The organism is Pseudenhygromyxa sp. WMMC2535 (genome assembly GCF_011083025.2).
The window spans coordinates 1,192,988-1,213,004 of record NZ_JABJWV010000001.1; the positions used below are offsets into that span (position 1 = coordinate 1,192,988).

Sequence of the window (20,017 nt, forward strand, 5' to 3'; positions counted from 1 at the left end):
AGGTGTAGCAGCCAGCTTGGCCGCTCAAAAGCGGCCCGCGACCCCGAGCCCAAACCCACCGGGCAAACGCGTGACCACGGGCGCCGCCAAGAAGGTGCGCTGGCGCCACGCTTGGTAGCGCTTGCGGCGGACGAGGCCCGTGCTCAAAAGCGCCGCCCCGGTCGCCAGGCCTGCCCCGCCCACGGTCCACAGCGCCGTGTTCAGCGGGCGCCCGCGCGTGTCCACATCTCGAGACTGGACCGCCGCGGCGACCAAGGTGACGCCGCTGATCGCCACGCTCATGGTCCCGCCCACGACCATCCCGCTGCCCGAGGGGCGCCCGCGCTGCTCGGCGTAGGACCGCCACTCGAGCAGCCGCGCCCGCGCCTTGGCCCCGCGAATGAGCAGGTAGACGCCGACGCCCAGGCCCGCGAGGCCCAGGGGGATGAAGGTGCCCGCGACCACGCCCGGGTTGCCGTCCTCGCGGCTTGCCTCGTATCCGACCACCGACACCGCGCCCAGGCCCAGGGCGATCGCCACGCTCCCGCCGACGAGCCGCCCCGCGCCGTCTGGTGGTGGTGGCGGCGGCGGGAGCTCCATGGGCGGCAGGACCGGCAAGCTCGGCGCCGGATCGGGCGCGACCACGCCCGCGGACACGGGCGCGAGCGCTGGCACCGGCGCACCCGTGCCCGCCTCGCTCACGCCGTCCTCGACGGCGCCGAGCTGCTCACTCGATGGCTGCTCGCCCGATGGCTGTTCGCCCGACAGCCGCTCGTTCGCCGTCTGCTCGCTCGTCGGCTCGCCCGATGGCTGCTCGCTCGGTGGCTGCTCGACGCCCTCCGGCTCGGCCTCGGGGCTGTCCGCGACGGGTGCGTAGAGCACATCTTCGCCCGCAGATCCGGGGCTCGAGGCGAGGACGACGGCCAAGGTGAGCCCGAGCACCCGGCGACTCTACACCGTGCGCATCACCGCTCAGCTCACTCGACCCGAGCGCGACCTGCCCGAGATGCCATGTCGCGCACCTCACGCAGACTCATCATCTCGCCCAATTCCGCCCCCTAGGAGCCCGTGGTGAAACCCAACACGACACCTGGCTTGGTCTTTTCGCCGAGGGCTTTGTCGCCAAAACTTGCAGTACGCCCGGTACAGCAGCGTTTTGGCTTCGCGCCCTCGACGAAAATCCCGGCGCCAGGAGCCGCGCTGGGTTCCACCACGGGCTCCTAGGCGCAAAAATGAGCGATTTTTGCTGCCCGCAAGCTGCGCATTTTGCTTGGAATTGCAGCGCGCCCTCCCCGACAATGAGGGAACACTCTCGGCCGCGGGAGGTCGCTCGGCTCCGAAGGTGCGCTGGGGGATCTCCCGCGGTCTAACATGCGCCGCCCATGCGCGAGTGCGACATCACCCACGAGGTCCGCTGCACCCCCGAGCGCTTCTGGCCGCTCTACTTCGACGCCGACTTCAACCGCGAGACCTTCCTCCACGGCCTGCGCTGGGACGAGCCGACGATCACCGAGTTCCGCGAAGATGAGCGCGAGATCATCCGCAACATCGCCGCGCACCCGAAGCTCGAGGTCGGAGGCAAGGTCGCCAAGCTGATCGGCGAGCGCCTCGGCTACCAGGAGTGGGGCCGCTTCGACAAGGCCACCCAGATCTTCCACTTTCGCCACCGCACCACCGTGTTCGGCGACCGCCTGTGGATCCGCGGCCGCATGTGGACCGAGCCCCTCGGCGAGGACCGCATGCGCTGGCACAGCGCGCTGACCATCGAGTGCAAGATCCTCGGCGTCGGCGGGCTGCTCGAGCGCGCCGTCGAGCACAACATCTACAAGTCCTGGCCGCTGTGCAGCAACTACTGGAACCAGTGGTTCCCCGCGCACCCCGAGGCCAGCTGAGCCCGGCGAGCACCACCCAGATGACGCGCGAGGGCGACGCGGGGCACCGTCCCCGGTCGCCCTCTTTGCGTGTCGCGACCTTCGCGCCATGTAATCCATGTCGCGACATGAACGTGTGATAATCACGTTTCGCGACTTGTCGCGACGCAGCTTACATGATTCTGGCGATTAGAATGTAGGGCATTTCGCGACAAGCTGTCGCGACATCTGCGCCCTGAACACCCGCCCTGAAGATTCGACAGATCTGCACGGCATCGCCGGGTGATCATGTTGTTTTCGCGACCCTCGCGCTCCTCTCCCGCCGATATCCATGTAATACCCCTCGCGAAAATGCATGTAATCCGTTTCGCGACACGGCAGTTTGCATGATTTAATCAGATGACACGGCCACCTCGACTCTGAGAGAGTGCATGCGTCGTTGCCATGGTAGAGCGTCGCAAACTTCACAACCTCTCGTCTGTATTCACGCTGTGCATGGCCGCATTCCTCGCGTCTTCACCGGCCAACGCAATATCAGGCACATATACAAACAGAATACTGGAACATTTGCCTGGCCTGCCGCTGGGCGCCGTGGGCCCCACGCGCACCCCCACCGCCCCCGTCGGCGCGCTCCAGGCTCACTTCGAGGTCAGCAAGGACGGCGCAGCCGTCTACCACCTCCCCCTGAGCCTCCCCCCGGCCACCGGCGCCCTCGTCCCCGAGCTCGCCCTGCGCTACGACAGCGCCGCCGGAGACGGCCCCCTGGGCGTCGGCTGGCGCCTCGTCGGCGAGTCCGCCATCGAGCGCTGCGCCCCCTCCCTGGCCGTGGACGGCCGCGTGGCACCGGTCGACTTCAGCGACGACGACGCCCTGTGCCTCGACGGCGAGCGCCTGCTGCTCAGCGCGGGCCAGGCCTGGCAGCCCGGCGCCGAGTATCGACCCCGCCGCGACGACTTCTCCCGCGTCCGGATCCTCGGCTCCAGCAAGTGCCCGGGCGCGCTGACCTTCGAGGTCCGCCGCCGCGACGGGCTGATCGACACCTACGGGTGCAGCGACGACGCCGTGCTCAGCTCGCACCTCGGCGTGCGCCGCTGGGCTCGCTCGAGCCGCGCCGACCGCTTTGGCAACACGATCCGCTACGAATACGCCTACGAGCACGAGACCCTCGACGACGGCTGGGCCCGCGTCGACCACCGGCTCGCGGCGATCCACTACGGCGCCCACGCCCAGGCTCCGGCGCTCCCGCCCACGCGCTCCATCGTCCTCGACTGGGCCCCGCGCCCGGATCCCCGCCGCGGCTACTTCGCGGGCCTGCCCACGCGCAGCAGCTACCGCCTCGCCGCGCTGCGCAGCCTCGTCGACGAGACCCTCGTGCGCCGCTGGCCGCTGGCCTACGCCGATGACCCCGATGCGCCCGATGAGCCCGATCCCGCCAGCGTCACCGGGCGCTCGCGCCTGGTCTCCGTGGGCGAGTGCGCCGCCGACGGGGTCTGCCGGGCGCCCACCACCTTCGAGTGGATCCTCGGCGAAGACGGGGCCGACGACATGCCCGCCGAGGCCTGGTCCTTCGGCGGCGCCCCCTTCCCCAACGGCTTCGACCTCCAGACCTACGACCCCAGCTTGCTCGGCCAGGTCGTGCTCGACGGCGACGGCGACGGGCGCTCGGACCTGCTCGCCGCCAACGGCAACGGCGGGCTCCCGGCCTCCGAGGACCGCGGCTGGGAGTTTTGGCGGACCCAGCCCGAGGCCGTGACGGTGACCGGGAAGATCTGCAGCCTCAACGACGACTTCCCCGATCCCAGCGAGTGCCCCGAGGGCATCTATTCGCTGATCGAGGGCCCGCGCGCCGGGATCCTCTCGACCTCAAACCCGCAGTTCACCGGCCTCGACCAGCCCCTCTTCGCGATCGACTACGACGCCGACGGCAGCGACGAGGCGATCGCCCCGCTCGGCGGCAGCGCGATGCTCTTTGCGATCACTGAATTCGCGATCGTCGAGCCCGGCCTCGAGGGCGTTGTCGAGCAGCACATCGACGTCGGCGAATTGCAAAAGCCGGCCTACACCTACGCCGCCGCCGACTTCACCGGGGACGGCCTGAGCGACATCCTCTACTGCTGGGGCGGCGAGCTCGAGATCGACGATCAGAGCACCTGGGTGGGGACCTGGCAGCTGCTCGTCAACGAGCCCGGCCTCGGCTTCGACGTGGCCGCGCGCGTCGACACCCAAGTCGGCTGCTCGGCCCGCGACGCCCTGCTGATCCTGGATCACGACGGCGACGGCGTGGCTTCCTTGCTGGTCATCCCGCGCTGGTCCGCGCTGACCCAGGACTATCTGCCGGTGACCAAATGGGGCAACTACAAGGCCCTGCGCCCCGCCCCGACCTGGGACAGCGCCGCGCTCGTCGACACCGGCCTGCCCCCCGACGTCGCCCAGCGCTGGCGGCCCTCGCTGACCAACGGCACCCTCAACGTCCCCGACGCGGGCGCGCCCTCCCACGGCTCCAACCTGGGCATCGATCGCGTGCTCGACGTCCAGGGCGACGGGCTCCCGGATCTGGTCCGCTATCAGCTCCAGTCCGGCGACGACGTGGACGAGAGCTCGAGCATCGCCGCCGCGGTGCTGCCCGTGGATCCCCCCTCGCAGGAGCTCGGCGGCCTGCGGCTTTGGATCAACCAAGGCGGCCGCTTCGTCGACGGCGGCTGGCTGACCACCGGCGAGGCCGGCGACGCGCTCTTTCGTGAATTCGTGAGCAGCGCGGTCCTGGATCTCCAGGGCGACGGCGTCGCGGATCTGATGATCCCCGACAGCGCCACCGGGACCTGGCAGCAGTGGCGTCCGCTGGGCGACGGCACCCTCGTCAACGCCCCGCTCGTCGACGCGCCCGCCTGGCAGAACAACGCGAGCGTCCCGACCCGGGCCCTGGCGGCCATGGACGTCGACGGCGACGGGCTCCACGACCCGGTGTACTGGAGCTACGAGCTCGGCGGCGTCTGGGACATCTGGCGCCGCCGCGGCGAGCAGCCCGATCGCGTGGCGAGGATCCGCGACGGCCTCGGCCAGGTGATCGAGCTCGAGTACGCCGCGATCACCGACTACGAGCGCCCCGAGCTCTACGAGGACGGCCCGCAAGCGACCTGCGCGTGGCCCTTTGATTGCGGCCGCGCGCCCGTGGTCGTCGTCACCCGCCACCGCCTCGACGCCGGCCTGGGCGCGAGCCTCGACGATGGCGCGCGGGAGTTCGAGCATCGCTACGCCGGCCTGCGCCGCGATCGCCTCGCGCAGCGCAGCCTCGGCTTTCACCGCCACGACCAGACCGAGTTCGTGTGGCGCGACGGCCAGCGCGTCGCCCTGGCCAAGCGCAGCGAGTACACCGGCAACCTCGACTACGACCCCGAGCTCGCCGCCGCGCCCACGGCCGGGCTGACCACCATGATCTTCGAGCAGCGCCGCGACCCCGAGGACGGGCGCGTGCGCGTGAGCCTGGCCACCATCGTCCACGACGTGCTGCACACCGGCCCGGGCCGCTACCACGCCGCCGACAGCCAGAGCGTCGCGCGGACCTGGGAGCTGTGGGACTGCGCGGGCTTTTGCGGACTCAGCGAGGTCCAGGACCACGACCCGCTGACCTCTCAAGTCAGCACCGTGTTCACCCGCGACGCCCTCGCCCACCCCACCCACGAGCGCATGAGTACGGCCGTCGAGGACGGCCCCAGCCTCGTGCTCGATCGTCGGCGCGTGGTCGAGCACGACCTCGAGCGCTGGCTGCTCGATCAGGTCGTCGACGAGCGCCTCGCGGGGATCCACGACAGCCAGGTGATCGAGCGGCGCTGGGTCCATGGCTACGCCGCCGAGACCGGCGCGCTGCTCAGCGAGTTGCGCGAGCCCGAGTCCGAAGACAGCGCGCTCTTCTTGCACACCACCTACGAGTACGACGCCTTCGGCAACCGCGTGGCCGTGACCAGCTACGACGCCGACGCCCAGGCCCGCGGGGGCACGATCGCCTACGACGAGCGCGGGCTCTTCCCCGTGAAGATCCAAGACGCCCTCGGCCACGTCAGCACCCTGGCCTGGCACGAAGACCTCGGCGTCCCCCACACCCTGGTGACGATCGACGGCCAGCGCCAGGTCTTCGACTACGACGGCTTTGGCCGGCTGACCGGCGCGCGCACCTTCTCGCAGTGGTTCGCCCGCGGAGACGACCTCAGCATCCACTACCTCCCGGCCCTCGATCCCGCGGCCGGCGGGTTGCAGATCCTCGCCAAGGTCAGCGGCCACGGCGAGCTGACCCGCGCCTTCGATCGCCTCGGCCGCGAGACCGAAGCGCGCTGGCTGGGCGCCGACGGTGAACCGCGCCGGCAGTGGCAGCGCTGGGACGGCGAGGGCCAGCTCGTCGAGCGCAGCCTCGCCCACCGCCTCGACGGCCCCGAGCTCGGCAGCGAGCGCTGGCGCCACGACGCCTTTGGTCGGGTCATCGAGCACACCCTCGCCGAGGGCAGCGTCGAGCGTTGGACCCACGCCGGCCTCGCGGTCGAGCACGTCGGCTTCGAAGGTCGGCGCAGGCAGATCCGCCGCGACGGCGCCGGTCGAGTCGTCGAGACGATCAGCGCCCCGGGGACCGCCGACGAAGAGCGCCTGTGCCTCGACTACGCCCACTTCTCGTGGCTCGTCGCCGCCCGGCCCAGCTGCGTCGAGGACGACCCGATCGGCGAGAGCACGAACACCGAGGCCACCGCCGGCGAGGCCCCGGCGCTGGTCAAGCGCTACACCTACGACCGCCTCGGCCGCCTCGTCTCGAGCCACGACCCCGCCGAGGGCCTGCGCGACTACGCCTACGACGCCTGGGGCGGATTGATCGCCGCCCTCGACGGCGAGGACCAGCTCGTGACCTACGCCTACGACGCCCTCGGCCGCCAGATCCGGCGCAGCGACGACGAGGGCGACAGCTGGTGGATCTGGGACGCGCAGCTCCCCGGCCACCTGAGCAGCACCAAGACTCCCGGCGGCGTCGCGGATCTCTACGACTACGACAGCTTCGGCCGCCTGCGCCGGATCGAGCAGTGGATCGACGACGACGCCCTCGCGCTCGAGATCGACTACGACGCCTACAGCCGCCCGAGCGCGCTGCGCTACCCCGAGCACCCCAACCTGCCGCAGATCCGCGTCGAGAACCGCTACGCCGCCGACGGCAGCCTGAGCGCCGTGCACCTCGGCGACGACCCCGAGGCCCTGTGGTCGATCACCGAAGCGGACGAAGCTGGGCGGATCACCGAGGAGCGCTTCGCCAACGGCCTGGTCAGCGCCCGCGAGTGGGACCCGGCCCTCGGCCAGCTGATCGGCCTGCGGACCTTCGACCCAAACGCCAACACCGACACGGATCCGCTCCAGGACCTGCGCTACGGCTGGAGCCCAAACCAGACCCTGGCCTGGCGCGAGGACCTGCGCGTCGGCCAGCGCGAGGACTTCGACTACGACGGCCTGCTGCGCCTGGCTCACCTCGAGATCAGCGGCCCCGACGATCACCACCACGAGCGCTGGTTCGCCTACGACCCGCTCGGCAACCTCGTCCACGCCAGCGACGTCGGCGACTACGACTACGACGCCCGCGGCCTGCTGACCTGGGCCGGGGATCAGAGCCTGAGCTGGGATCAAAAGGGCAGCCTGATCCACACCAAGAACGCCGACCAGGAGCGCTGGCTGGCCTACACCAGCTTCGCCAAGCCCGCCAAGATCGCCGCCAGCACCGGCGAGACGCTGCGCTTCGAATACGACGCCGACCAGCGCAGGGTCCTGCGCGTCGACGAGCTCCAAAACGTCCAGCTGCGCAGCTTCGCAAACATCTACGAGCGCGAGCGCGACCTCGACCAGGGCCGCGAGCGCCACCGCTACCTGATCCACGGCCGCGGCCGCGTCGTCGCCCAGATCGAGCACGAGCTCGACAGCCAGCAGATACTCTCCGCCCGCACCCGCTACCTCCACGACGATCACCAGGGCTCCACCGACATCGTCACCGACGAGCAGGGCGAGCTCGTCCAGCGCCTGTCCTTCGATGCCTGGGGCCGCGACCGCGACCCCGACGACTGGAGCGCGCCCGAAGAATTCTCGGTCCTCGCCGCCGTCGCCCGCGGCTACACCGGCCACCAGTCCCGCGCCGACCTCGGCCTCGTCGACATGGGCGGGCGCCTCTACGACCCCCAGCTCGGCCGCATGACCTCCGCGGATCCGCTGATCGTCGACGCCTACACCGCCCAGGGCTGGAACCGCTTCGCCTACGTCCAAAACGATCCGCTCTCGCAGATCGACCCCAGCGGCTTCGCCCCCGAACCCGCCGGCAGCGACGACAGCGAGGGCTCCGGCGGCACCACCGTCACCGCCTCGGAGATCCGCGCCAACCCCTTTGGCGGCTTCGAGATGACCCTCACCGTCACCGCCCAGCGCGAGGGCAGCAGCGCCGGCACCAGCACCGACCTCGGCCCATCCAACGACGCCCGCGCCCAGGCCCCCAACCCCTCGAGCAACACCAGCACCCCCACCGAGATCGGCCTCGGCCTCTTCGACGGCCTCGCCAACACCGGCAGCGCCGTCGTCGGCGGGGGCGTCATCGCCTTCCTCCCGCCCACCATCCCCTTCGTCGTCGCCGCCTACTGGGCCACCAACGGCAACCCCTCCGCCGCAGCCCGCGAGGCCATCGGCCGCATGCTCGGCAGCGAGACCCTCGCCGCCACCCCAGACTCCCTCACCTACGAGGGCACCCGCTTCTCCACCGAGCTGATCTCTGCCGGCCTCGCTGGCCTCGCCGAGACCGCCGGCCAGGGCGTCCGCGCCGGCCTCGGCCGCACCCTCAGCGCCTGCCGCGGAAACTGCGTCCGCGCCGGCCTCGAGGGCATCGCCGCGATCGGCTGCTTCGTCCCCGGCACCCGCGTCCGCACCCCCGAGGGATCCGCCACCATCGAGACCCTCGCCCTCGGGGATCAGGTCCTCGCCGGCGTGTGGATCGACGGCGAGCTGCGCCTGGTTCCTCGCGTGATCGAAGCGATCTCAGTTCGCGAGATCTCCGAGATCATCGAGCTGCGCTACCTCACTGAAACCGGCGAGCGCGCCACCCTCGAGCTGACGCCCGATCACCCGCTCTTTGCGCCTGAATACCAGGCCTACCTCCAGGCGGCCGCGCTCGCCCTGGGAGACCAGCTTTTGCTCGAAGACGGCCAGCTCGCCGTGGTCGAGCAGATCGCGCGACGCGAAGGTGAATTCGAGGTCTTCAACCTCTCCGTCGAGGACGCGCACAACTACTTCGCCGCGCCGGTTGGTGATGGGCCGGCGGTCTTGGTGCACAATGGCGTATGCTCCGACCTCGCTGCGCGGCTTTCTGCGAACTATCGAATGGGGCGGGCCTTCGAGCAGGCGGTCTTGAAGCAGCTCGGCGTCGCAAAAAACACGACAAAGGTCAGCGGAACGGCGCTCAATGGGCGTGTGGGGAACACCATCCCTGATATAATGGGCGCCGAAGTCGGCGAGATCAAGAACCGGATGGTCGTGAGCAATACGCGTCAAATGCAGATTCAGGCGGACGTAGCCAAACAATTGGGCGTTCCCTTCAACGTCTATGTATCACCCCGAACGAAACATATTACAAACACACTAAAACAAGCAGTCGACCGTCTCGGAGGCAAGATCACCCGTGTCACCCCTGAGACAGGAGAGCTCTCGGAGTTCATTCCGTGACCGGTGTTCATAGCACCTCATACTCGCCTCACCTCGAGCATCGTTGACAGCCATCAGTCCTGCGTCCGAAACACCTATAAAATGAGCTACGGAGTATTTATCCAGGTCCTCTCCCCGCTGGACCTATCTCTTCCTTCTTGGGCATCTACTCTCCTCTCCCCGCTGGATCTTCTATCCCCCCCCTAACACCAACCCGGATCAGCAACTATGAGCCTATTCGAAGGCGATATCGCACACCGGCCGATGCAGCCAAGATATGGGGTCCTCCACTCCTGTGGAAGTCAGCAAAACCACGGTGTTCTGGCTACGTCCATGCCCGAGGGGCCATAGGGCCAGTCACCATTCATGATGACATTGGCATTACCATCGAGCAGTACCGGAACTACCCCGAGCAAGCCATCAGTCGGTTATTTGACACCTGGTCATCACACAGCGAAGCAGACATTGGATACATTCAGCTCCTTAGCGATCCCGACATACACGAGAGCTGGAAATTCGGAGAAACATATGTCGTCGACCAGCGCATCCCAAGCTATGGAATGTATTGGACCACACACACTCTAAGGAAGTACATACCCAACATTCACTGGGGAATGGTCTTTGGAAAACCATACATTGATTTTTTCGGCCGAGACCGAATCCTGAGCGCCCCCGCCCATTTTGTCCAGGAAGCCCCCAGCGGCCAAATACTTCTCCAACTCACCAGCTCACTCTTTGATCTCGAGCACGACTACGAGCACGTGCACAAAACTCGAGAGCGTGTCAAAGAGCACCTCGGCGCGGATGCGTTCTACAAGCCCAGGCGCCCCACATATCATGCACCACGATTCGAGATTCAGCATCGTGAAGTTGCCCCAGCCATCGACCCCCAGCGAGCACTCGAGGCGCTGAAGTCCAACCTGCAAGACCGGGTCAGCGCCGCGCTGACAACAGGCAAACTTCACTGGCCACTCGCAGTGCGGATGGACAAGCGAGAGCGCCTCGTCAATCACGAACTACAACAAGACGCACTGCTCACCAAGACTGAGGAAGACATCGTCACGGATATAGAGCGCACTTTCAAAATTCAGGCACTGACAGTCTCAATCGCAGGCGGCATTGCCCGACCAACGAGTCACACTGTAGATGGCCGCACCGTCTCGGCCATTCAGATGCACCTCGAACACGAAAGCGGCTACTCCCAAAACCTCCTGTTCACCTACAATCAACCTTTTGATGGGTTCAAAGACTGCATCTCCCTCGAGCCTCAGCCCTATATCTATGAGCGACATGCACGAAAGATCTGAATAGACAAGTAGTTCAGAACTTTCTCCCGCTCACCCTCGCCGCCACCCCAGACTCCCTCACCTACGAGGGCACCCGCTTCTCCACCGAGCTGATCTCTGCCGGCCTCGCTGGCCTCGCCGAGACCGCCAGCCAGAGCGTCCGCGCCGGCCTCGGCCGCACCCTCAGCGCCTACCGCGGAAACTGCGTCCGCGCCGGCCTCGAGGGCATCGCCGCGATCGGCTGCTTCGTCCCCGGCACCCGCGTCCGCACCCCCGAAGGCGCCGCCACCCCCGGGGATCAGGTCCTCGCCGGCGTGTGGATCGACGGCGAGCTGCGCTTGGTTCCTCGCGTGATCGAAGCGATCTCGGTTCGCGAGATCTCCGAGATCATCGATCTGCGCTACCTCACTGAAACCGGCGAGCGCGCCACCCTCGAGCTGACGCCCGATCACCCGCTCTTTGCGCCTGAATACCAGGCCTACCTCCAGGTGGCCGCGCTCGCCCTGGGAGACCAGCTTTTGCTCGAAGACGGCCAGCTCGCCGTGGTCGAGCAGATCGCGCGACGCGAAGGTGAATTCGAGGTCTTCAACCTCTCCGTCGAGGACGCGCACAACTACTTCGCCGCGCCAGTTGGTGATGGGCCGGCGGTCTTGGTGCACAATGGCGTATGCTCCGACCTCGCTGCGCGGCTTTCTGCGAACTATCGATTGGGGCGGGCCTTCGAGCAGGCGGTCTTGAAGCAGCTCGGCAAGGTCAAGAATACGACAAAGGTCCGCGGAACGGCGCTCAACGGGCGTGCGGGGAACACCATCCCTGATATAATGGGCGCCGAAGTCGGCGAGATCAAGAATCGGATGGTCGTGAGCAATACGCGTCAAATGCAGATTCAGGCGGACGTGGCCGAGCAACTGGGCGTTCCCTTCAACGTCTACATATCCCCCGAACAACGCATGTCACCAAGCCTCTGAAAGCCTCCGTCGAGGCTCGGGGAGGACAATTATTTCGCATAAATCCCGAGAACGTTGAGATTCTGGAGATCATACAGTGATCGGAGGTATCACCATTCAAGTATTGACCCCAGAGGACATTTCTTCAGCCAACTGGGCAGACACGCTTCTTCAACCACTCACAGTTCCTTCGTCATGCCTTCGCCCCACCAAAATAGGCAACTACGAGCCTGTCAAAGCCAAGTTCATCTCCCCTCAGCAACCATCTTTAATCTGGAAAAATCAAGTAATTTGGAAAACAAAAAAACCAAAGGCCGAGGGTTTTATTACCATCTCTTCTCCAACGGGAGCCTTCCCCTCCCATAGCGGAGTCGATCTCTGGGTACTTCAGCATGAAAAGAACCAAGAAAAAACACTTGTTTCGATATTTAAACAATGGTCAACATCATCACTCGCTGACATTGGATACATCCACCTCCTAACAAAGACCGACATAGAAAGAGGCACACTTTCCGGTGAGGTCAGCGTTGTCGACCAGCGCATACCAAGCTATAGCATGCACTGGAGCACACGCTCTCTCAGGAAACAGCTTCCCAACATTCACTGGGGCATGGTCTTCGGAAGCCCGTATATAGATTTATTTGGACGAGAAAAACTGCTCAGCGCGCCAGCTCACCGTGTCTGGGAAACTCCCAGCGGCCAAATATTTCTCCAGCTCACCAGCTCACTCTTTGATCTCGAGCACGACTACGAGCACGTGCACAAAACTCGAGAGCGTGTCAAAGAGCACCTCGGCGCGGATGCGTTCTACAAGCCCAGGCGCTCCACATATCATGCACCACGATTCGAGATTCAGCATCGTGAAGTTGCCCCAGCCATCGACCCCCAGCGAGCACTCGAGGCGCTGAAGTCCAACCTGCAAGACCGGGTCAGCGCCGCGCTGACAACAGGCAAACTTCACAGGCCGCTCGCAGCGCGGATGGACAAACGAGAGCGCGTCGTCAATCACGAACTACAACAAGCCATACTCCTCACTAAGACTGAGGAAGACATCGTCACGGATATAGAGCGCACTTTCAAAATTGAGGCGCTGACAGTCTCAATCGCAGGCGGCATTGCCCGACCAACGAGTCACACTGTAGATGGCCGCACCGTTTCGGCCATTCAGATGCACCTCGAACACGAAAGCGGCTACTGCCAAAATCTCCTGTTCACCTACAATCAACCTTTTGATGGGTTCAAAGACTGCATCTCCCTCGAGCCTCAGCCCTATATCTATGAGCGACATGCACGAAAGATCTGAATAGACAAGTAGTTCAGAACTTTCTCCCGCTCACCCTCGCCGCCATCCCAGACTCCCTCACCTACGAGGGCACCCGCTTCTCCACCGAGATCATCTCCGCCGGCCTCGCCCCCACGCCTCTTCGGCCAGCGCCACGATCGCGTCGTGGATCTCCCGCCGCTCCGCGACCAGGCGCCGCGTCAGCGCCGTCCTCGTCGTCAGCACCCAAAGCCCCCGCGCCCGCGCTCGAATGTCGTCGAGGCGCTCGAAGAAGAGCAGCGCGCACAGCCCCGCGAAGGGCAGCAACGCCAGGGCGAGCAGGCCCCAGGTCCAGCGCAGCGCGACGCCCACCGCGGCGCCCAGGACCAGCCAGGTCAGCGGGAACAGCAAGAAGCCGGCGATCAGCTTGAAGGTGGCGGTCACAGCCTCGTCCACGTCCACGCCCTCGATGCCCTCGGCCTCCTTTTTGGACATCCGCAGGCTCAGCCAGCCGACCAGGCGATAGGCGGGGTAGTGGGTGATCAGCCCGAGCAGGGCGGGCGCCAGGAGCAGCGGCATGACCACGGCGTGCTCGAGCACGTAGCGGCGGATGGCGCGGGCCGGGAGCGCGCCAGGGTGGTCGAGGGGGAGGCCGAGCATCGACATCTCGGCCTCGAAGCGGCGGACCTGCTCGGCCAGGGCGTCGAGGCGCGCGGGGTCGCTGGCGCGCAGGCGTCGGTAGCCCTGGATCAGCCGGCGGCGCAGGTCGAAGGGATCGAAGGGGAGCTCGCCGGCGTCCTCGCGCGCGCCCGCGAGGATCCGCGCGGCCTGGTCGGCGAGGCGCATGGTCGGGGCGTCGTCGGCCTGCAAGGTGACCCGGCCGAGACCCGCAGCGATCTCTGCGTTGAGGGCCTCGACGGCGCTCGCCGGGGCGCGCATGTCCTCGTCGAGCCGGAGCTGGGGCGCGACGATCGGCTCGCCGTAGACCAGCAGCGCGTCGCTGCGGAAGATGGTCTTTTGGCTGTAGTCGATGCCGACCGGGATGATGCGCACCGGGTCGCTGGTCCCGGCCGCGCTCGGGGACCTTCCGCTCGCGCCCAAGGCGATGCGCGCGGCGCCGGTCTTGAGCGGGCGCAGCTTGGGGTCGCTGTGTGAGGTCCCTTCGGGGAAGAGCGCGAGGACCTTGGCGCCGGCCAGCAGCTCGATGGCGGCGAGGATGACCTCGCGGTTGCGGCTGGTGTCGGCCCCGTCCTGGGCGCGGTAGACCGGCAGGCACTCGAAGGCCCGCACGAAGCGCTTGACCACGAAGGTGTCGAAGAGCGGCGCCTTGGCCAGGAAGGTCACGGGGCGCGGGGACTCGCAGAGGATGAACAGCGGATCCAGCAGGCCGTTGGGGTGGTTGAGCACGTAGAGCAGCGGCCCCGAGCGCGGCACGCGGTCGATGTCGACGCTGTCGATGCGGCGAAAGAAGATCCGCAGCAGCAGGCTGCAAAGGGCGGTGAACAGGGCGCGCACGGGCTCGGGCCGGCCAGTTTAGCGCGTGCGCAGGGACGAGATGTCGCAAAAAAGCGACCGCCACCAGAGGTGACGGTCGCGCTGTGTGTCCAGCTCGATCGAGAAGCCGTGGCCGAGTGTCCCGAGTCTCCCGCCGAGGCCGATGCTCAGGCGGCCTCGACGGAGGACTCGATCTCCTCTTCAACTTCGGAGACCTTCGAGCTCAGCTTCGAGCTGACTCGGGCGTAGAGCTTCTCGAGCTCGTCGACGCGGGTGCGCAGGCTGTCGCCGATGTCCTCGCGCAGCTTGACGCCGGACTTGGGGGCGAAGAGCAGGGCCACGCCGGCGCCGATCACCGCGCCGGCCGTGAGCACGCCGAGCGCCGGCAAGATGTAGTCGCGCGGGCGCGGGGCGACGCCCAGGGCGCGCGCGATGTCGAGGCGGGTCAGATCCGAGATGTCGGATAGCTTGGGCATGTCGACGTTGGGGAGGTTGACGTTGGGGAGGTTGTTGGTGATGTTGTCGAGCTTCATGGGGTCTCCTGCTTTGCGGTGATGGTGGGGAGGATGTCGTTGAGGATGCGTAGGCCGACGGTGCGGATGCCCATGGACACGGCGGTCCGTGCGGCAAACTTGAGCGTCCCGCTGCCGATGATGAAGCCGGCAGCGAAGCCGACGCCGACGGCCGGCAAGGGGTAGCGGCGGACGACCTCCGCCGCGCCATGTAGCAGGCGCTCTCCGATGCCGGTCTTGGCCTCGGTCTCGCCGTGCTCGCCGTCTTCGCTCGCCTCGATGGGCTCGCCTTCTTCGACGTCGGTCCGATTTCTGATCGGAGTGGGTTCTGCGTTCATCTCAGTTCATCTCCAGGTGGGTGCCGAGTCGGCTTTCGCGGCGCGTCCCAATGCCTCGTGGTGGTCCGGGCAGCGGTCCGGCGGTGTCCGCCTCGGCGGCTTGATTTCGCCAGATTGATTTCGCCAGACGAGATTGCAAGCCGCGATCCAACCTGCGCCCGCGCTCGCCGGGGGTCGTTCGCGCGCCCTCGAGCCCCATCAATGGCGGGCAGAGGCGGGCGCTGGTTCACCGCGACCGTGCTGATTTGGATCGACGCGTGTCGATCGGACACACCCCCCTCCCGGCTCGATTCTCCTACAAAATGGGTTATGTTCCGGACCCGTGCCCGGTCACCTTTTAATCGTCGACGATGACCCCGATACCTGCGCGCTCCTCGAAGCCGGGCTGGCCAACGCAGGCCACCAAATCGAGACCCGCAACAGCGCAGAGGAGGCCCTCGCCGCCCTCGAGACCCTCTCGGTGGATGTGGTCCTGACCGACATCCACATGTCGGGGATGCTCGGTACGGAGCTATGCGCTCGCATCCGCGAGATCCATCCCAACCTGCCCGTGATCGTGATGACCGGGCAGGCGAGCATGGAGAGCGCGGTCGCGGCCTTGCGAGCCGGCGCCCACGACTTCGTGACCAAGCCGGTATCGCTCCAGCAGCTCCTCCACCGGGTCTCCAAGGCCATCCGTCACCGCGAGCTCGAGCGCGAGGTCCGTCGGCTCCAGCGGGCGCTCGACGAGGACGACGGCCGCTCGGTGATGATCGGCGAGAGCCCGGCGATCGCCCGGATCCGATCCCTGACCAGGCGCGTGGCCGAGTCCGACGTGCCCGTGCTCGTCAGCGGTGAGAGCGGCGTCGGCAAGGAGCTCGTCGCCCGCGAGCTCCACCGCCTGGGCGCTGACGAGGGCGAGCCCTTCGTGGCCATCAACTGCGCGGCCGTGCCCACGGCCCTGCTCGAGAGCGAGCTCTTCGGTCACGTGCGCGGCGCCTTCACCGACGCCCGGCGCTCGCGCGAGGGCCTGTTTTTGCGCGCCCAGGGCGGGACCTTGTTCCTCGACGAGATCGGCGAGATGCCCCTCGACATGCAGCCCAAGCTGCTCCGCGCCCTGCAAGAGCGCCGCGTCCGGCCCGTGGGCGGCGACGCGACCGTGCCCTTCTCGGCGCGCATCGTCACGGCCACCAACCGCGACCTCGAGGCCGAGGTCGAGGAGGGCCGCTTCCGCGAGGACCTCTTCTACCGCATCAACGTCGTCAACGTGCACGTGCCCCCGCTGCGCGCCCGCGGAGCCGACATCTTGCTGCTCGCCCAGTACTTCTTGTCGCGCATCGCCGAGCGCACCGGCAAGCCCGTGCATGGCCTCGCCCCCGACGTCGCCGACAAGATCATGAACTACGACTGGCCGGGCAACGTCCGCGAGCTCGAGAACTGCATGGAGCGGGCCATGGCCCTGGCCCGCTACGACGAGATCACCTCGGCGGATCTGCCCGACAAGATCAGCCGCTACACCCCCGACGAGATGGTGATCGGCGCCGACGATCCCGAGGACATGCCGACCCTGGCCGCGCTCGAGGCCCGCTACATCCGCCGGGTCATGCACGCCGTCAAGGACAACAAGACCCAGGCCGCCAAGATCCTCGGCCTCGCGCGGCGCACCCTCTACCGCAAGCTCGAGCGTCTCGACGGGCCCGACGCCGAGAAAGACGACGACTCCGAAGGAGCCAACGATTGAGCAAAGTTCGCCAGAACCCCCGCCTCGCCCAGACCCGCGCCTCGCTCGAACGCTACCGAGACGAGCTCGCGCTCGTGTTCGCGGTCGCCGAGACCGCCAACGAGTCGGAGAACCTCCGCGCCGCCCTCAGCGAGGCCACCGACATGATCTGCGAGCACCTGCACTGGGAGCTCGGCCGCGTCCTGGCCAACACCACCGGCCAGCTCGCGCCCATGGGCGACGCCTTCGAGGCCGACCCCGAGTCCGAGCCCGAGTTCGACGAGCCCAGCTTGCTCGCGGCCCGAGGGCGCCTCGTCAGCGAGCGCCGGCCCGTGGTCATGAAGCGCGACCAGGTCTCCTACTTCAGCTTGCCGATCGTCGCCGGCGAGGAGGTCGTGGCCGGGCTCGAGTTCTTGTCCGCGAGCACCGGCCAGGCCAAGTCCGAGCACCTCGAGCAGCTGCTCACCAACATCGCGACCATCCTCAGCCGCGTGGCCGAGCGCGAGCGCCAGGAGCACCAGCGCAACCAGCTGCTGCGCGCCGAGATCGCCCGTGAGGCCGCCGAGACCCGCGCCGCCGAGCTCGAGCGCCTCACCCAGGAGCTGCGCAGGCGCAACCGCGAGCTCGACCAGTTCGCCTACGTCGCGTCCCACGATCTGCGCGCCCCCTTGCGCGGCATCGCCAACCTCTCGAGCTGGCTGAGCAACGACCTCGAGCCCCACCTGACCGAGGAGACCCGCCGCTACCTCGAGATGATGCAGGGCCGGGTCGAGCGCATGGAGGGGCTGATCAACGGCCTGCTCGAGTACTCTCGCGTCGGCCGCAAGGCGACCCCCGACGAGCAGGTCGAGCTCGGCGCGCTCACCCGCGAGATCGCCGAGCTCGTCGACACCGAGAAGAAGGTCGAGTGGGTGTTCGGCGAGCTGCCCACGCTCACGGGGCCCTCGCTGCTCCTGCGTCAGGTCTACGCCAACTTCATGTCCAACGCGGTCAAGTACGCGATCAACGACGCGCCCAGGGTCGAGCTCAGCGCCGAGCGCCTGCCCAAGGCCTGGCGGCTGCTCGTGCGCGACAACGGCCCCGGCATCGATCCGCGCTACCACAACCGCATCTGGGAGATCTTCCAGGTGCTCCAGCCCAGGGACCAAGTCGAGAGCACGGGCATCGGACTGTCCTTGGTACGCAAGATCGTCGAGCAGCGCGGCGGGGAGGTCGGCCTCGAGTCGACCCCTGGCGAAGGCGCGACCTTCTACTTCACCTGGCCCGACCCTACGTGACCGCCATGAACCCCCTCCAACCGCACAAGCTGCGCATCTTCCTGATCGAAGACGACGAGATCGACGCCGAGAACGTCCGCCGGGCCCTGATCGAGAGCGAGCGCCCGATCACCCTCGACGTCGCGCGAGACGGCCAGGAGGCCATCGATCGCATCCGCTCGGGCGCCCAGTCCCTCGAGCACACGGTGATCCTCCTCGACCTCAACATGCCGCGCATGAACGGGATCGAGTTCCTCGAGGCCCTGCGCAACGAGGAGACCCACTCGTCGACCCCCGTGGTCGTGCTGACGACCTCCGACAGCGAGCGCGACAAGGTCCAGGCCTACGGCTTCAACGTCGCCGGCTACATCCTCAAGCCCGTCACCTTCAAGGAGTTCGTGAAGATCATGAAGGTCATCGAGAGCTACTGGCGCATGCAGGAGTTCCCATGAGCCTGACGCTGGTCGTCATCGACGACGACGAGCTCGATCGTCACGCGCTGCGCCGCGCGCTCACCCAGACCGGCCGCGACTTCGCCATCGAAGAGTGCGACTCGGGAGAGGCCGGCCTCGAGCGCATTCGCAGCATGCGCGCGCAGGGTCGGCGGGTCGACTGTCTGCTGCTCGACTTCTCGCTGCCCGGACAAAACGGCCTCGAGGTGCTCTCGCGTCTGCGCGAGCAGGACATCGACGTGCCCACGGTCATGCTCACGGGCTTCGGCGACGAGGAGCTCGCGGTCGAGTCCATGCGCCGCGGGGCCGACGACTACCTGCCCAAGGCCAAGCTCGACCCGCTGATCCTCGCGTCGAAGATCGACGCCGCCCGGCGGATCTTCGACGCTCGCCAGCGCACCATCGCCGCGGAGACCGAGCTGCGCGACCTGGTCGAGCAGCTGCGCCGGGCCGTGGCCGCCCGCGACAGCGTGCTCGCCGTCGTCTCCCACGACCTGCGCCGTCCGCTCAACAACATCCAGCTCGCCCTCGGCCTGATCGAGCAAGACGCGACGCCTCGCCAGCGCGACCTCGCCGTGGGCAGCGTCCGCCGGGCCGTCGACCGCGCCAACCAGCTGATCGGCGACCTGCTCGAGATCAGCCGCCTCGACGGCGAGATCGAGCTCGACCGCCAGCCCCTCGACCCCCTCGCCCTCGCCCAGGCCGTGGTCACGGATCTCGAGCCCGTGCTCGCGCGCAGCGACGCGAGCTTGCGGATCGAGCACGGCGACGCCCTCGACAAGATCTTCGCCGACCACCACCGCGTGCGTCAGGTGCTCGACAACCTGCTCGACAACGCGATCTCGCACAGCCCCAAGGACGGGACGATCGTGCTCTCGCTGCGCAACGTGAGCGGCGCGGTCGAGTTCTCGGTCCGCGACCAGGGCCCGGGCATCGAGCCCGTGGTCCGCGAGCACGTCTTCGACCGCTTCTGGCGCGGCGAGGGCCGGCCCAAGGGAGCCGGCGGCGTCGGCCTGGGTCTGGCCATCGCCAAGGGCTTCACCGAGGCCCACGGCGGGGAGATCGGGGTCGAGTGCCCGGAGGACGGCGGCTCGCGGTTTTGGTTTCGCATCCCCGCGCCCGCGCCGACGCCGGGCCAGCGCGGCGACACTGCGGGCGAGTCTGCGAGCGACTTCGAGGGCGAAGAGGCCGCGAGCTGAGCCTCCCGCGGAGCCCCTCCTTCTG

Annotated in this window: 13 protein-coding genes; 9 read left to right on the forward strand and 4 right to left on the reverse strand. The window is 67.4% G+C overall.

The genetic code is table 11. The features are described from left to right. Positions 1-24 precede the first annotated feature (24 nt). Entirely contained in the window at positions 25-921 is an 897-nt protein-coding gene (locus tag G6O69_RS04365) for a hypothetical protein (RefSeq protein WP_172302273.1), read from the reverse strand. A gap of 440 nt (positions 922-1,361) precedes the next feature. Between G6O69_RS04365 and G6O69_RS04370 the strand changes: the two genes are divergently transcribed. The 5 genes from G6O69_RS04370 to G6O69_RS04390 all read left to right on the forward strand — a co-directional run bounded on the left by G6O69_RS04370 (position 1,362) and on the right by G6O69_RS04390 (position 13,084). After that, positions 1,362-1,871, forward strand: coding sequence for a DUF2505 family protein (locus G6O69_RS04370; RefSeq protein ID WP_172302274.1), 510 nt, complete (start codon positions 1,362-1,364; stop codon positions 1,869-1,871). A gap of 474 nt (positions 1,872-2,345) precedes the next feature. Further along, positions 2,346-9,569, forward strand: coding sequence for an RHS repeat-associated core domain-containing protein (locus G6O69_RS04375; RefSeq protein ID WP_176396620.1), 7,224 nt, complete (start codon positions 2,346-2,348; stop codon positions 9,567-9,569). A gap of 137 nt (positions 9,570-9,706) precedes the next feature. Next, on the forward strand, positions 9,707-10,855 hold the full coding sequence (locus G6O69_RS04380) for a hypothetical protein (RefSeq protein ID WP_176396621.1): 1,149 nt from the start codon (positions 9,707-9,709) through the stop codon (positions 10,853-10,855). Between the two features lie 215 nt (positions 10,856-11,070). After that, complete coding sequence (locus tag G6O69_RS04385) at positions 11,071-11,802, forward strand: polymorphic toxin-type HINT domain-containing protein (RefSeq protein WP_346017135.1); 732 nt, start codon at positions 11,071-11,073, stop codon at positions 11,800-11,802. Positions 11,803-11,878: 76 nt separating this feature from the next. Continuing rightward, positions 11,879-13,084: a hypothetical protein gene (locus G6O69_RS04390; RefSeq protein WP_172302278.1), complete on the forward strand. Its 1,206-nt coding sequence runs from the start codon at positions 11,879-11,881 to the stop codon at positions 13,082-13,084. 90 nt (positions 13,085-13,174) lie between these two features. Here the strand turns inward: G6O69_RS04390 and G6O69_RS04395 are convergent, their stop codons facing one another. The 3 genes from G6O69_RS04395 to G6O69_RS04405 form a co-directional block, all read right to left on the reverse strand. Next, complete coding sequence (locus tag G6O69_RS04395; RefSeq protein WP_172302279.1) at positions 13,175-14,557, reverse strand: lysophospholipid acyltransferase family protein; 1,383 nt, start codon at positions 14,555-14,557, stop codon at positions 13,175-13,177. Positions 14,558-14,703: 146 nt separating this feature from the next. Further along, a complete protein-coding gene (locus G6O69_RS04400) occupies positions 14,704-15,069 on the reverse strand; it encodes a YtxH domain-containing protein (protein WP_172302280.1) in 366 nt (121 codons plus the stop codon). Continuing rightward, positions 15,066-15,386 carry a hypothetical protein gene (locus G6O69_RS04405; RefSeq protein ID WP_172302281.1) on the reverse strand — a complete coding sequence of 107 codons (321 nt, stop codon included), beginning with the start codon at positions 15,384-15,386 and terminating at the stop codon, positions 15,066-15,068. Before G6O69_RS04405 ends, G6O69_RS04400 begins: the two co-directional genes overlap by 4 nt. A gap of 322 nt (positions 15,387-15,708) precedes the next feature. Between G6O69_RS04405 and G6O69_RS41900 the strand changes: the two genes are divergently transcribed. The 4 genes from G6O69_RS41900 to G6O69_RS04425 are packed head-to-tail and all read left to right on the forward strand — an operon-like array spanning position 15,709 to position 19,992. Continuing rightward, positions 15,709-17,106, forward strand: coding sequence for a sigma-54 dependent transcriptional regulator (locus G6O69_RS41900; RefSeq protein WP_172302282.1), 1,398 nt, complete (start codon positions 15,709-15,711; stop codon positions 17,104-17,106). Next, a complete protein-coding gene (locus G6O69_RS04415; protein ID WP_172302283.1) occupies positions 17,103-18,362 on the forward strand; it encodes an ATP-binding protein in 1,260 nt (419 codons plus the stop codon). Before G6O69_RS41900 ends, G6O69_RS04415 begins: the two co-directional genes overlap by 4 nt. Positions 18,363-18,367: 5 nt before the next feature. Beyond that, the gene (locus G6O69_RS04420; RefSeq protein WP_172302284.1) at positions 18,368-18,793 is read left to right on the forward strand and encodes a response regulator; all 426 of its coding nucleotides are present in this window, start codon (positions 18,368-18,370) and stop codon (positions 18,791-18,793) included. Continuing rightward, entirely contained in the window at positions 18,790-19,992 is a 1,203-nt protein-coding gene (locus tag G6O69_RS04425) for a hybrid sensor histidine kinase/response regulator (protein ID WP_172302285.1), read from the forward strand. The genes G6O69_RS04420 and G6O69_RS04425 overlap by 4 nt, the downstream gene beginning before the upstream one ends. The last annotated feature ends 25 nt before the right edge of the window (positions 19,993-20,017 follow it).